Here is a 12,412-nt window from a genome sequence, read left to right on the forward strand (position 1 = left end):
TAGCAGGAACTTAAAATGTCAAAAGAAAAATTCGAAAGAAACAAACCCCATGTCAATGTTGGCACAATCGGTCATGTTGACCATGGTAAAACTACCCTAACAGCAGCCATCACCAAAGTAATGGCAGAAGCAAACGGCGGTGAATTTAACGACTATGCAGATATTGATAACGCTCCTGAAGAAAGAGAACGCGGCATTACTATCTCAACAGCCCATGTAGAATACGAAAGTGAAACGCGTCATTATGCTCATGTAGATTGCCCAGGACATGCGGATTATGTTAAAAATATGATTACCGGTGCTGCCCAAATGGACGGCGCTATTATTGTTATCGCTGCCACAGATGGCCCAATGGCACAAACCCGTGAGCACATTCTTTTGTCTAAGCAAGTTGGTGTTCCATACATCCTTGTTTATATGAATAAAGCCGATATGGTTGACGATGAAGAATTGGTAGAATTGGTTGAAATGGAAATCCGTGAGTTATTAACAGAATACGATTTCCCAGGTGATGACACGCCAGTTATCTTTGGCTCTGCACTTAAGGCATTAGAAGGCGATACTTCAGACATCGGTGTGCCTTCAATCGTCAAACTGGTTGAAGCATTAGACACTTATATTCCAACCCCTAAGCGCGACACAGATAAGACATTCATTATGCCAATTGAAGATGTATTCTCAATCTCTGGCCGCGGCACCGTTGTAACAGGTCGTATTGAAGCAGGGGTTGTTAATGTTGGTGACGAATTAGAAATTGTTGGTATCAAAGAAACAAAAACCACCACTTGTACAGGTGTTGAAATGTTCCGTAAGTTATTAGATTCTGGTGAAGCAGGTGACAATGTTGGCGTGCTTCTTCGTGGCACCAAGCGAGAAGAAGTTGAACGCGGTCAAGTATTGGCGAAACCAGGCTCTATCAAACCACATGCAAAGTTTGAAGCAGAAATCTATGTCTTAAGCAAAAATGAAGGTGGTCGTCATACACCATTCTTCAACAACTACCGTCCACAGTTTTATTTTAGAACAACAGATGTAACTGGCGCATGTCAATTACCTGAGGGCGTAGAAATGGTAATGCCTGGCGACAATGTGAAAATGCAAGTAGAATTACTTTCTCCGATTGCTATGGAAGATGGTTTAAGATTTGCCATTAGAGAAGGCGGTCGTACGGTTGGTGCGGGTGTTGTTGCTAAGGTGACAGATTAAAGGAAATAGTTAATTTAAGGGTGAATATTCTTGTATAATGTTCGCTTTTTCGTTGAAAGACATAAATCGATTTTAAATAGGGATTAGACACATGAGCAATCAAAATATTAGAATTAAGTTAAAGGCATTTGACCATCGTTTAATCGACAAGTCAGCCATTGAGATTGTAGCAACTGCAAAGAGTACAGGTGCAAGTGTCAGGGGTCCAATTCCTTTGCCGACGAAGAAAGAACGCTTTACCGTATTAACTTCTCCGCATGTTAACAAGAAGGCGAGAGACCAGTACGAATTAAGAACATATGTTAGATTAATGGATGTTATTAGCCCAACTGATAAAACAGTAGATGCTTTAATGAAGTTAGATTTGGCAGCAGGTGTTGATGTAGCAATCCAGCTTAATTAACAAACGAATAAGTAATAGGAAGAAATATCATGGCAATTGGTTTAGTAGGACAAAAATTAGGAATGACTCGCATCTTAGCTGACGATGGTTCGGCGACTGCAGTAAGCGTTATTAAAGTTGAGCCTAATCGTGTTGTTCAAACAAAAACAGTAGAAGTAGATGGTTATAGTGCCGTTCAAGTGACTACTGGCGCTAAAGTTAACAAGAAAGGCGAAGCAAAATTGCGTCGTGTTTCTTCGGCAACTAAGGGTCATTATGCAAAAGCTTCACAAGACATTGGTTTAGGTCTTTGGGAATTCAGAGCAGATGCCGATGAGATCGCAGGTGCAACAAGTTTTGATTTATCAATTTTTGGTGCAGGCCATTTCGTTGATGTCACTGGACAATCTAAAGGTAAAGGCTTTCAAGGTGGTGTTAAACGACACAATTTCCAAATGCAAGATGCGACGCACGGTAACTCAATCTCTCATAGGGCAATTGGTTCTACTGGACAGTGTCAAGAGCCTGGTCGTGTATTTAAAGGTAAGAAAATGGCTGGTCACATGGGTGATGAGCAAGTAACACAAGAATGTTTAGAAGTAATTCGTGTTGACAACGAAAGAAACCTAATCTTGGTAAAAGGTGCAATTCCTGGTGCTACTAAAGGTTTCGTTAAAGTTAATTTTTCTACTAAGAAAGATAAGATTAACACTGGCGTTAGTAAGCAACTTCAAGAGCAACAGACTGCTGATACAGCAGTTGAAGCTGAAACAGAAGAATAAGGTTTTAAAATGAAATTAAAAGTATTAGATATCAGTGCCAAGAAATCAACTTCTACCGAAGTTGCTGATGCGGTATTTGCAAGAGACTATAATCAGTCGTTGGTTCACCAAGTGACAACCGCCTATATGGCAACGGGTCGTCAAGGTTCTAAGGCGCAGAAAAATCGTGCGGCAGTGAGTGGTGGCGGTAAGAAACCTTGGGCGCAAAAAGGCACAGGTCGTGCTCGTGCAGGTACTTCGCGTGGTCCTATTTGGCGCTCAGGTGGTGTGACATTTGCTGCACAACCAAGAAGTTTTGCACAGAAAGTTAATAAGAAAATGTACAAAGGTGCAATTTCTGTTATATTCTCTGAATTGGCACGCACTGAGCGCTTAAAGGTTGTTAAGGATTTTGGTGTTACAGACGCAAAAACAAAGAATATAACAGCATTACTTAAAGCATTAGATGTAACAGACGCTTTATTGATGACAGAAGAATTGGATGAGAATTTATATCTTTCTTCACGCAATTTATACCATGTCGGTGTTTGTGACACACAAAGTATTGACCCAGTTAGTTTGATTGGTTACAAGAATGTGGTGATCACTGAAGCGGCATTAAAGAAAATTGAGGCGCAATTATGAACCAAGAAAAAGTATTAAAAACCTTGTTGGCACCGATTGTTTCTGAGAAAACGACAATGTTGTCATCAACAAGCAATCAGTATGCCTTTAAAGTACGCATTGATAGTAATAAAAAAGAAATTAAAGCAGCAGTTGAAGCCTTATTTGGTGTAACGGTAGAAAATGTAACCACTTCTGTTGTTAAAGGCAAGGTAAAAGTTTATAAAGGAAAAAAAGGTCGTCGTATTAATTGGAAAAAGGCAATGATAAAAGTGTCTGAAGGTCAAATGATTGACGTAAGCGCATCTTAAGAGAGAGATTATGGCACAAGTAATTAAAAGAAAACCAACTTCACCTGGCAGACGATTTGTTGTCAATATTGTTGATAAAGATTTACATAAAGGCGCGCCTTATGCACCTTTGACAGAAAGCAAAAATAGAATCAGCGGTCGTAATAACCGTGGAAAGATTACGGTTCGTCATAAAGGTGGTGGTCATAAGCGTCGCTATCGCATTATCGATTTTAGACGAAACAAAGATGACATGGTTGCAAAAGTTGAGCGCTTAGAATACGATCCAAATCGTAGTGCCAACATTGCTTTGGTTTTGTATGCAGATGGTGAGCGTAAGTATATTATTGCACCAAATGGCTTGAATGCAGGTGATGAAATTATTTCAGGTGTCAGTGTTGCTATTAAAGCTGGTAATGTAATGCCATGTGCAAACATTCCACTTGGTAGTGTTATTCACTGTATTGAACTTAAGCCAGGTAAGGGAGCGCAAATGGCACGCAGTGCAGGTACTTCTGCGCAGTTGATTGCAAAAGAGGGTGCTTATGTGACTTTGAGATTGCGTTCTGGTGAAGTTCGTAAAGTATTAGCAGATTGTCGTGCAACCATTGGCGAAGTGTCTAAGAAAGAGCACAGTTTGAGAAAATTAGGTAAAGCGGGCGCAACACGCTGGAGAGGTGTTAGACCGACAGTTCGTGGTGTTGTAATGAACCCAGTTGATCACCCACATGGTGGTGGTGAAGGTAAAACCAGTGGTGGTCGCCATCCGGTTTCTCCTTGGGGCACGCCAACTAAGGGTTATAAAACACGCAGTAATAAGCGCACTGATAAACTTATCGTGCGCCGTAGAAATAAATAGGAATAATCATGGCTAGATCATTAAGAAAGGGTCCATTTGTTGACGAACATTTAATCAAAAAAGTATTAACTGCTCAAGAGAACAATGATAGAAAACCAATTAAAACTTGGTCGCGTCGTTCAGTAATTGTACCTGAGATGATTGGTTTGACAATCGCAGTGCACAATGGCAGAGCGCATGTACCAGTCTCTATTAATGAGCAAATGGTTGGTCATAAATTAGGCGAATTTGCAATAACCAGAACATTTCACGGACACAGTGGCGACCGCAAGGCGTAAATTAAAGGATTAAAAATGAAAGAAGTTAAAGCAAGTCATAAATATGCAAAAACCTCGGCTTTTAAAGCGCGATTGGTAGCGGATCAAATTCGCTCAAAGTCAGTTGAAGAGGCACTTAATATTTTATCGTTTAGCAATAAAAAAGCATCAGTGCTTGTTAAGAAAGTCTTAAATTCGGCGATTTCAAATGCTGAAAACAATGACGGACTAGACATTGATGAACTAAAAGTGAGCAGCGTCTATATTGACGAAGGCTCAACAATGAAAAGAATTCGTCCAAGAGCAAAAGGTCGTGCGAATCGTATTTTAAAAAGAACAAGCCACATTACAGTTGGCGTAAGCGCAGGTTAATTATGGGTCAAAAAGTAAATCCAAAAGGTATTAGATTAGGCATCGTTAAAGATTGGGATTCTAAGTGGTATGCGAATTCTCAAGACTACCCTAAGTACTTATTATCTGATATCGAAGTTAGAGATTTCTTGTTTGAGGAATTAAAAGAGGCTTCTGTTAGTCGTGTTCAAATTGAACGCCTAGCAAATAATGCTAAAGTAATTATTCATACTGCTCGCCCAGGTATCGTCATTGGTAAAAAAGGTGCAGACATTGAAGCATTAAAAGTCATCATTACCAAGATGATGGGTGTGCCGGTACATATTAGCATTGAAGAAATTAAAAAGCCAGAATTAGATGCGCGCCTAGTGGCAGAGAATATTGCACAACAGTTAGAAAAGCGTGTGATGTATCGTCGTGCTGTTAAGCGTGTATTGGGTAATGCTACTCGCTTAGGTGCCCAGGGTATTAAAGTTATGGTTAGTGGTCGCTTGAACGGTGCAGAAATTGCTCGTTCTGAGTGGTATCGCGAAGGTCGTGTGCCATTACATACATTTAGAGCGGATGTTGATTATGCGCATTATGGTGCAAACACACAGTATGGTGTAATTGGTATTAAGGTTTGGATCTTTAAAGGTGAAATCTTAGACCATAAGAAAGGCACATTAGATGAGGTTGCTCGTCGTGGTGCTACTAATCAAATTGGCAAGAAATAAAGGATTGAGAAATGTTACAACCTAAACGCACAAAATTTAGAAAAATGATGAAAGGTCGCAACCGCGGTCTCGCAACTGGTCACAAGGTTAGTTTCGGTGAAATTGGTTTGCAGGCTGTTGGTAGGTGTCGCATGACTGCCAGACAAATAGAATCTGCTCGTAGAGCGATGACGCGTCATGTAAAACGCCAAGGTAAGATTTGGATTCGTGTATTCCCAGACAAGCCTATTACCAAAAAACCATTAGAAGTTCGTATGGGTAAAGGTAAAGGTAGCGTTGAATATTGGGTTTCGCAGATTAAACCGGGTCAAATGTTATTTGAAATGCAAGGGGTTGATGAGGCTGTTGCGGTTGAAGCATTTGCACTTGCGTCAGCAAAATTACCAGTAAAAACAAAAGTAATTAAAAGGATGGCAATGTAATGGACGCAAAAGAATTAAGAGGTCAAGACACTTCTGCACTTAACGAAACTTTGATGACACTTCTAAAAGAGCACTTTGAGTTGCGCATGCAACACAAAAGTTCACAATTAGATGATGCATCTAAGTTAAGAAAGATTAAAAAGTCAATTGCACGAGTTAAAACTATTATCAAAGAGAAACAAGTATGAGTGAGAATAAAGTAGAACGCGTATTAACAGGTAAAGTTGTTAGCAATAGTCGTGATAAAACAATTGCGGTTGAAATTGAGCGTAAAGTAAGACACCCGATTTATAAAAAGTACATCAAGCGTAGTACTAAGGTGCACGCACATGATGCAAACAACGAATGTGGTTTAGGTGACACAGTAAGAGTAGTTGAGGCGAAGCCATTTTCAAAAACTAAATGTTGGGCGTTGTTAGAAGTCCTTGAAAAATCAGTTGCGATTGATTAATTATTAGCATAATAAAAAGAGAATAAGACATGATTCAAATGCAAACAAAACTTCATATTGCCGACAACAGTGGTGGTGTCAAAGCAATGTGTATTAAAGTATTAGGTGGCTCTAAGCGTCGTTATGCGAATATCGGTGATGTGGTTAAAGTCAGTATTAAAGAAGCCGCACCGCGCGCTAAAGTGAAGAAAGGTGATGTTTATGACGCTGTTGTTGTTCGTACGGCGCAAGGTGTTCGTCGTGCTGACGGATCGCGTATTCGTTTTGATAATAATGCCGTGGTATTGTTAAACACAAAACTTGAACCAGTTGGCACGCGTATCTTTGGTCCTGTAACTCGTGAGTTGCGTAACGCTAAATTTATGAAGATTGTGTCATTAGCACCCGAGGTACTATAATGCAAAAAATTAAATTAAACGATGAAATAATCGTCATTGCAGGTAAAGATAAAGGCTCAAAAGGTACAGTAACAAAAGTTATCGGTGCTAAGGTTATTGTTGAAGGTTTGAATATTGCTAAAAAGCATGTTCGTCCTAATCCAAATGCAGGTGTTACAGGCGGTATTGTTGATACTGAAATGCCAATGGCAATTTCAAATGTCGCACTTTACAATGCAAAAACTAAGAAAGCCGATAGAGTTGGTATTCGTACTGACAAAGACGGCAACAAAGAAAGATTTTTTAAATCAAACGGCGATGCAATCGTTTGAGACAGTTAAAGGATAAAGGAAAATACAGTGTCTAGATTACAACAACAATATAAGAATGAGATTCTACCTGCTTTACAAAAAGAGTTAGGTCAGAAGAATCCAATGGCAATCCCTAAGATTGAAAAAATTACTATCAATATGGGTTTGGGTAGTGCCTTGGGTGATAAGAAAATTTTGCAAAGTGCATTAGAAGAAATGAGTTTAATTGCAGGTCAAAAACCAATGACCTGTATTGCACGAAAATCAGTAGCAAGCTTTAAGTTAAGAGAAGGTAACGCTATTGGTTGCAAGGTAACTTTACGCAAAGAAAAGATGTATGAATTCTTGGATCGCTTGGTTAACATTGCGATTCCGCGTATTCGTGATTTTCGTGGTTTGAATGAGAAATCATTTGATGGTCGCGGTAATTACAATATGGGTTTAACAGAGCAAATCGTATTCCCAGAAATTGATTTCGAAAAAGTAACAAGCGTGCGTGGTATGGATATTGCTATCACTACCAGTGCACAGAATGATGAAGACGCTAAGAAACTATTGGCAATGTTTAATTTCCCATTTAAAGGATAAAGAAAATGGCTAAAAAGTCTATGATAAATAGAGACATCAAGCGCATGAAGTTGGTTGCAAAATACCAAACGAAACGCCTCGAACTCAAAAAAATAATTAAGAGTGTGCATTCCTCTGATGAAGAGCGCTTCCAAGCGACTATTAAGTTACAAGGTTTACCGCGTGATGCATCGCCAACTAGGCAGCGTAGTCGCTGTGGTTTGACAGGTCGTCCACACGGTTTTTATCGTAAGTTTGGTTTGTCAAGAATCAAATTAAGAGAGCGCACCATGAACGGTGAAGTTCCTGGTTTATCTAAAGCAAGTTGGTAGGAGAATAGATTATGAGTATGTCTGATCCAGTCGCTGATATGTTAACCCGCATTCGTAATGCACATATGGTTGAAAAGAAAGAAGTTAACATTCCAGCATCAAATTTAAAGTCTGCTATTGCAAGTGTTATGCAACAAGAAGGTTATATTGAATCATTTAGTGTTGCAGGTGAAAAGGCCACTAAAACTTTAACGGTTAAGTTAAAGTATTATGATGAGAAGCCTGTTATTGAAACATTGAAAAGAATTTCAAAGCCAAGCTTGCGTGTTTATGCGAAGAGTACCGAAATGCCAAGTGTTATGAATGGCCTAGGTATTGTTATTGTTTCAACGCCTAAGGGTGTAATGACTGGACAAAATGCAGCGGCCCAAAATGTGGGTGGTGAAGTTTTGTGCAGCGTTTCTTAAAGGAGTTATAAGATGTCTAGAGTAGCAAAAGCACCCATTACAATACCAACTGGTATTGAAGTATCGTTAAGCGGTTCTTCAATGATTGTTAAAGGTAAATTAGGTCAAATGCAGATGGTCGTTCATCCGTCAGTAACGGTTACCAATGCGGAGAATGTTTTAACCTTTGATATTGCCAAACTTGATAAAAAAGATCAAAAGAAAGCCTGGGCGCAAGCGGGTACCGCAAGAGCCAACACAGCGAATTTAATTCAAGGTGTTTCAGAAGGCTGGGTAAAAACACTAACACTTATTGGTGTTGGTTACCGTGCAAAATCAGCAGGTAAAGTAATAGATTTAACTTTGGGTTTTTCACATCCTGTTCAGTACACATTGCCAGAAGGCATTAGCGCTGAAACACCCTCTCAAACAGAGATTGTTATTAAGGGTATGGACAAGCAAAAAGTAGGTCAAGTAGCTGCGGAAATTCGTGCTTATCGCCCACCAGAGCCTTATAAAGGCAAAGGTGTTCGTTATACTGATGAGCATGTGGTTCGTAAAGAAGCGAAAAAGAAATAGAGCGAATAATTAATTAAAGGTATTGTATGAAACTTTCTAAAAAACAAGCTCGTTTAAGAAGAGCAACTAAGTTTAGAGCAAAGCATGCTGAGAAGGGTGTTGAGCGTTTATGCGTTTATAAGTCTTCTCAACATATTTATGTGCAAGTGATTAGTGCTTGTGGCACGAAGACTTTGGCTCAAGCGTCTAGCTTAAAAGAAAAAAATGGCGGCAATGTCGCAGCAGCAACTAAGATTGGTGCAGAGATTGCCAAATTAGCAAAAGCAGCAAAAGTGACCAAGGTTGCGTTTGACCGCTCTGGTTTTAAATACCATGGTCGTGTTAAGGCATTAGCAGAAGCAGCTAGAGATGGCGGCTTAGACTTTTAAAAAAATATAAAAAGGCATAGAGAATGGCAGATTTTAGAAAAAAAAATAAAGAAGACGGCGATGACTATATTGAAAAATTGGTCAACATTCGTCGTGTTGTAAAAGTAGTTAAAGGAGGTCGTATCTTTGGCTTCTCAGCATTGGTTGTTGTTGGTGATGGTAATGGTAAAGTAGGTTATGGTACGGGAAAAGCTCGTGAAGTGCCTATTGCCATCCAAAAAGCAATGGACAAAGCCAAGAAAGCAATGAAGAAAGTTCCCCTTAAAAATGGCACCCTTTATTATTCAATTACTTCAAGTGTCGGTGCTGCAAAAGTTTATATGCAACCTGCATCAGAAGGTACTGGCGTTATTGCTGGTGGTCCAATGCGTAGTGTATTGGAAGCAGTTGGTGTTCATGATATCTTAGCAAAATGTAACGGTACCCGCAACCCTATTAGTGTTGTTCGTGCAACGATTGAAGGTTTGACGACAATGTCATCTCCACAGTTGGTAGCAGCCAAGCGTGGCAAGAGTGTTGAAGAAATTACTGGAGAAGTGTAATGGCTGAAGAGAAAAAAGTAACAGTAAAGAAAGCCACTGCTAAAAAAACAGCACCTAAAAAGGTAGTCGCTAAAAAAGCGGCACCTAAAAAGAACACGGTAAGCGTTACTTTGGTTAAGAGCTTCTTTGGTCGCCTACCATCGCATCGTGCAACCGTAACAGGTCTTGGGCTTAAGCGTATTAATCACACAGTAGAGTTGGTTGATACGCCAGAAGTCAGAGGCATGATTAACAAGATAGCTTACCTATTAAAGGTAGAAGGTTAAAATTATGAATACTATGCAATTAAACACATTGTCTCCTGCAGAAGGTGAGAAAAAATCTAGAAAACGCGTTGGTCGTGGCATTGGCAGTGGCTTTGGTAAAACTTGTGGTCGTGGTCACAAAGGTCAAAAGGCTCGTTCTGGTGGTTTTACTAAAATCGGTTTTGAAGGTGGTCAGATGCCCCTGCAACGACGCCTTCCTAAGGTTGGTTTCTCTTCCCGTGTTTCAATCATTACTTCGCAAGTTACTTTGTCTGAACTTGACAAGTTAGAGGAAAAAGAAATTACGATTGATGTATTAAAGCAGCATAATTTAGTGACTAAGAATATTAAGCGTGTCAAAGTGATGCTTTCTGGTGAAATCAATAGAGCAATTACTTTAACAGGTATTAAAGCAACTAAAGGTGCAAAATCAGCGATTGAAGCGGCCAAAGGCACAATAAAAGAGTAATTTTATGAGTCAGTCTGGAATTTCCCAAGATTTATCAAAGCGCATTTTCTTTTTATTGGGTGCGTTAATTGTTTTCAGACTGGGTACACATATTACCATCCCTTTTATTTCTTCAACTGCGCTAGCGTCATTGGTGCAAGATCAGCAAGGCACGATTTTAGATATGTTCAATATGTTTTCTGGTGGTGCTTTAGCAAGATTATCGATTTTTACATTGGGTATTATGCCTTATATTTCGGCATCAATTATCATTCAGTTAATGACTTCAGTGGTGCCAAAATTAGAGCAACTTAAAAAAGAAGGTGAAACTGGAAAACGAAAGATTACCCAATATACGCGTATGGGCACGGTGTTATTGGCGGTGTTTCAGTCATATGGTATCTCTATTGCTTTGCAATCACAAAGCGCAGGTGGCGTGGCTTTAGTAACAAGTGGTGGTTTTACTTTTAGTTTGGTAACAGTAGTTACTTTGACCACGGGAACTTTGTTTTTAATGTGGTTAGGCGAACAAATTACAGAAAAAGGCATTGGTAACGGTATCTCGATGATTATTTTTGCAGGTATTGTTTCGGGTCTGCCTAAGGCAATAGGCTCAACTTTATCGTTGGTTTCTACGGGAGAATTGGCGGTTATTTTAGTTGTTATTTTATTGGCAATGACTTTATTAGTAACGGCTTTTGTGGTATTTATGGAACGAGGGCAACGCCGTATTACGGTGAATTACGCTAAGCGTCAGCAAGGCCGTAGTATGGTAGGTGGACAGAGTTCATACTTGCCATTAAAGATTAATATGGCGGGTGTGATTCCACCAATTTTTGCTTCTTCGATTATTTTGTTCCCAGCAACTTTAGGCGGCTGGTTTTCACAATCGGATGGCTTGGGTTGGTTAGCTGATTTGACGGCGAGTATTTCTCCAGGTCAGCCGTTGTATGTTATGTTTTATGGTTTAGCAATTGTATTTTTTACATTTTTCTACACGGCGTTAACTTTTGATTCAAAGGATATGGCTGATAACTTGCGTAAGTCAGGCGGCTTTATTCCAGGCATCCGCCCAGGTAAGCATTCAGCGGATTATATTGACGCAGTAACATCGCGTTTAACAGCATCAGGTGCGGTTTATATTACTGCAGTTTGCCTGTTGCCAGAATTTTTGATTTTATATTGGAATGTACCCTTTTATTTTGGTGGTACCAGTTTGTTAATTATTGTGGTTGTGGTAATGGATTTTATTACTCAAGCGCAATCACATTTAATGTCTAATCAGTATGAGTCATTAATGAAAAAATCAGGTTTAAATTAGAAGGTAAGTATTATGAAAGTAAGAGCATCAGTTAAGAAAATTTGTATCAATTGTAAAATCATCAAGCGACACGGCGTTGTTCGTGTTATTTGTAAAGAGCCTAGGCACAAACAAAGACAAGGTTAATTGAGAATTGACAGGGGAAGGCTGGCAAGGTATAATTGCCCGCTTTGCAAATTTTAATTTCGTTACTGTTTTTAAAGAAGAAAGAAACAGGATGGATTTTAATAAAAATAAGATATAAAGGAAAAGGTAAATGGCTAGAATAGCGGGAATAAATGTTCCAACACATAAACATATTGTTATTGGCTTACAGTCAATTTTTGGTATTGGCGCAACGCGTGCAAAAGCGATTTGCACAGAACTTAAATTAGATGAAAGCACCAAGGTGTCAGACATAGCTGAAGACCAGTTGGAGTTAATTCGTGCTGCTGTTGCAAGCTTTGAAGTTGAAGGTGACCTTCGTCGTGAGATCGCAATGAATATTAAGCGTTTGAAGGATTTAGGTTGTTATCGTGGCATTCGTCACAGAAAAGGATTGCCACTTCGTGGACAAAGAACTAAGACAAACGCTAGAACTCGCAAGGGTCCTCGTCGTTTAATTAAATAATTATTAG

The 12,412-nt window shown here is 39.4% G+C and carries 25 protein-coding genes; all 25 read left to right on the forward strand.

Going from position 1 to position 12,412, the window contains the following annotated elements:
* The first annotated feature begins 15 nt into the window (after positions 1-15).
* The 25 genes from tuf to rpsM all read left to right on the forward strand — a co-directional run bounded on the left by tuf (position 16) and on the right by rpsM (position 12,405).
* The gene (gene tuf / locus BSEPE_RS01395) at positions 16-1,206 is read left to right on the forward strand and encodes an elongation factor Tu (RefSeq protein WP_066042991.1); all 1,191 of its coding nucleotides are present in this window, start codon (positions 16-18) and stop codon (positions 1,204-1,206) included.
* 91 nt (positions 1,207-1,297) lie between these two features.
* Positions 1,298-1,609 (forward strand): 30S ribosomal protein S10, encoded by a 312-nt coding sequence (rpsJ, locus tag BSEPE_RS01400; protein WP_066043009.1) that lies wholly within the window; start codon positions 1,298-1,300, stop codon positions 1,607-1,609.
* 29 nt (positions 1,610-1,638) lie between these two features.
* Entirely contained in the window at positions 1,639-2,370 is a 732-nt protein-coding gene (gene rplC / locus BSEPE_RS01405; protein ID WP_066043011.1) for a 50S ribosomal protein L3, read from the forward strand.
* A gap of 9 nt (positions 2,371-2,379) precedes the next feature.
* The gene (rplD, locus tag BSEPE_RS01410; protein ID WP_066043013.1) at positions 2,380-2,994 is read left to right on the forward strand and encodes a 50S ribosomal protein L4; all 615 of its coding nucleotides are present in this window, start codon (positions 2,380-2,382) and stop codon (positions 2,992-2,994) included.
* Positions 2,991-3,284, forward strand: coding sequence for a 50S ribosomal protein L23 (rplW, locus tag BSEPE_RS01415; RefSeq protein ID WP_066043015.1), 294 nt, complete (start codon positions 2,991-2,993; stop codon positions 3,282-3,284). Before rplD ends, rplW begins: the two co-directional genes overlap by 4 nt.
* Positions 3,285-3,294: 10 nt before the next feature.
* Positions 3,295-4,122, forward strand: coding sequence for a 50S ribosomal protein L2 (rplB, locus tag BSEPE_RS01420; RefSeq protein ID WP_066043017.1), 828 nt, complete (start codon positions 3,295-3,297; stop codon positions 4,120-4,122).
* An 8-nt stretch (positions 4,123-4,130) separates the two neighbouring features.
* On the forward strand, positions 4,131-4,400 hold the full coding sequence (gene rpsS, locus BSEPE_RS01425; protein ID WP_066043018.1) for a 30S ribosomal protein S19: 270 nt from the start codon (positions 4,131-4,133) through the stop codon (positions 4,398-4,400).
* Between the two features lie 15 nt (positions 4,401-4,415).
* Positions 4,416-4,751 (forward strand): 50S ribosomal protein L22, encoded by a 336-nt coding sequence (gene rplV / locus BSEPE_RS01430; protein ID WP_066043021.1) that lies wholly within the window; start codon positions 4,416-4,418, stop codon positions 4,749-4,751.
* A gap of 2 nt (positions 4,752-4,753) precedes the next feature.
* The gene (gene rpsC / locus BSEPE_RS01435; RefSeq protein WP_066043033.1) at positions 4,754-5,446 is read left to right on the forward strand and encodes a 30S ribosomal protein S3; all 693 of its coding nucleotides are present in this window, start codon (positions 4,754-4,756) and stop codon (positions 5,444-5,446) included.
* Between the two features lie 11 nt (positions 5,447-5,457).
* Positions 5,458-5,868, forward strand: a complete 411-nt coding sequence (gene rplP, locus BSEPE_RS01440; protein ID WP_066043036.1) for a 50S ribosomal protein L16 — start codon at positions 5,458-5,460, stop codon at positions 5,866-5,868.
* The gene (gene rpmC / locus BSEPE_RS01445; RefSeq protein ID WP_066043064.1) at positions 5,868-6,056 is read left to right on the forward strand and encodes a 50S ribosomal protein L29; all 189 of its coding nucleotides are present in this window, start codon (positions 5,868-5,870) and stop codon (positions 6,054-6,056) included. The genes rplP and rpmC overlap by 1 nt, the downstream gene beginning before the upstream one ends.
* Positions 6,053-6,319, forward strand: a complete 267-nt coding sequence (gene rpsQ, locus BSEPE_RS01450) for a 30S ribosomal protein S17 (RefSeq protein ID WP_066043066.1) — start codon at positions 6,053-6,055, stop codon at positions 6,317-6,319. Before rpmC ends, rpsQ begins: the two co-directional genes overlap by 4 nt.
* Before the next feature lie 29 nt (positions 6,320-6,348).
* Positions 6,349-6,717 carry a 50S ribosomal protein L14 gene (rplN, locus tag BSEPE_RS01455; protein WP_066043068.1) on the forward strand — a complete coding sequence of 123 codons (369 nt, stop codon included), beginning with the start codon at positions 6,349-6,351 and terminating at the stop codon, positions 6,715-6,717.
* Complete coding sequence (gene rplX, locus BSEPE_RS01460; RefSeq protein WP_066043070.1) at positions 6,717-7,028, forward strand: 50S ribosomal protein L24; 312 nt, start codon at positions 6,717-6,719, stop codon at positions 7,026-7,028. The genes rplN and rplX overlap by 1 nt, the downstream gene beginning before the upstream one ends.
* Positions 7,029-7,055: 27 nt before the next feature.
* On the forward strand, positions 7,056-7,595 hold the full coding sequence (rplE, locus tag BSEPE_RS01465) for a 50S ribosomal protein L5 (protein ID WP_066043072.1): 540 nt from the start codon (positions 7,056-7,058) through the stop codon (positions 7,593-7,595).
* Positions 7,596-7,600: 5 nt separating this feature from the next.
* The gene (rpsN, locus tag BSEPE_RS01470) at positions 7,601-7,906 is read left to right on the forward strand and encodes a 30S ribosomal protein S14 (protein ID WP_066043075.1); all 306 of its coding nucleotides are present in this window, start codon (positions 7,601-7,603) and stop codon (positions 7,904-7,906) included.
* Between the two features lie 11 nt (positions 7,907-7,917).
* Positions 7,918-8,313 carry a 30S ribosomal protein S8 gene (gene rpsH / locus BSEPE_RS01475; RefSeq protein ID WP_066043077.1) on the forward strand — a complete coding sequence of 132 codons (396 nt, stop codon included), beginning with the start codon at positions 7,918-7,920 and terminating at the stop codon, positions 8,311-8,313.
* A 12-nt stretch (positions 8,314-8,325) separates the two neighbouring features.
* Positions 8,326-8,871: a 50S ribosomal protein L6 gene (gene rplF / locus BSEPE_RS01480; RefSeq protein WP_066043079.1), complete on the forward strand. Its 546-nt coding sequence runs from the start codon at positions 8,326-8,328 to the stop codon at positions 8,869-8,871.
* A 26-nt stretch (positions 8,872-8,897) separates the two neighbouring features.
* Positions 8,898-9,239, forward strand: a complete 342-nt coding sequence (gene rplR, locus BSEPE_RS01485; RefSeq protein WP_066043081.1) for a 50S ribosomal protein L18 — start codon at positions 8,898-8,900, stop codon at positions 9,237-9,239.
* Between the two features lie 23 nt (positions 9,240-9,262).
* Positions 9,263-9,781 carry a 30S ribosomal protein S5 gene (gene rpsE / locus BSEPE_RS01490; protein ID WP_066043084.1) on the forward strand — a complete coding sequence of 173 codons (519 nt, stop codon included), beginning with the start codon at positions 9,263-9,265 and terminating at the stop codon, positions 9,779-9,781.
* Complete coding sequence (gene rpmD / locus BSEPE_RS07820; RefSeq protein WP_083502942.1) at positions 9,781-10,047, forward strand: 50S ribosomal protein L30; 267 nt, start codon at positions 9,781-9,783, stop codon at positions 10,045-10,047. The genes rpsE and rpmD overlap by 1 nt, the downstream gene beginning before the upstream one ends.
* Before the next feature lie 13 nt (positions 10,048-10,060).
* The gene (gene rplO / locus BSEPE_RS01500) at positions 10,061-10,495 is read left to right on the forward strand and encodes a 50S ribosomal protein L15 (protein ID WP_066045996.1); all 435 of its coding nucleotides are present in this window, start codon (positions 10,061-10,063) and stop codon (positions 10,493-10,495) included.
* A 4-nt stretch (positions 10,496-10,499) separates the two neighbouring features.
* Entirely contained in the window at positions 10,500-11,795 is a 1,296-nt protein-coding gene (secY, locus tag BSEPE_RS01505; protein ID WP_066043087.1) for a preprotein translocase subunit SecY, read from the forward strand.
* A 12-nt stretch (positions 11,796-11,807) separates the two neighbouring features.
* On the forward strand, positions 11,808-11,921 hold the full coding sequence (gene rpmJ / locus BSEPE_RS07825; protein ID WP_083502943.1) for a 50S ribosomal protein L36: 114 nt from the start codon (positions 11,808-11,810) through the stop codon (positions 11,919-11,921).
* Positions 11,922-12,051: 130 nt separating this feature from the next.
* The gene (gene rpsM, locus BSEPE_RS01510; protein WP_066043089.1) at positions 12,052-12,405 is read left to right on the forward strand and encodes a 30S ribosomal protein S13; all 354 of its coding nucleotides are present in this window, start codon (positions 12,052-12,054) and stop codon (positions 12,403-12,405) included.
* Positions 12,406-12,412 lie beyond the last annotated feature (7 nt).

Origin of the sequence: endosymbiont of Bathymodiolus septemdierum str. Myojin knoll, from assembly GCF_001547755.1 — a bacterium.
In the GTDB taxonomy this organism is placed as follows: domain Bacteria; phylum Pseudomonadota; class Gammaproteobacteria; order PS1; family Pseudothioglobaceae; genus Thiodubiliella.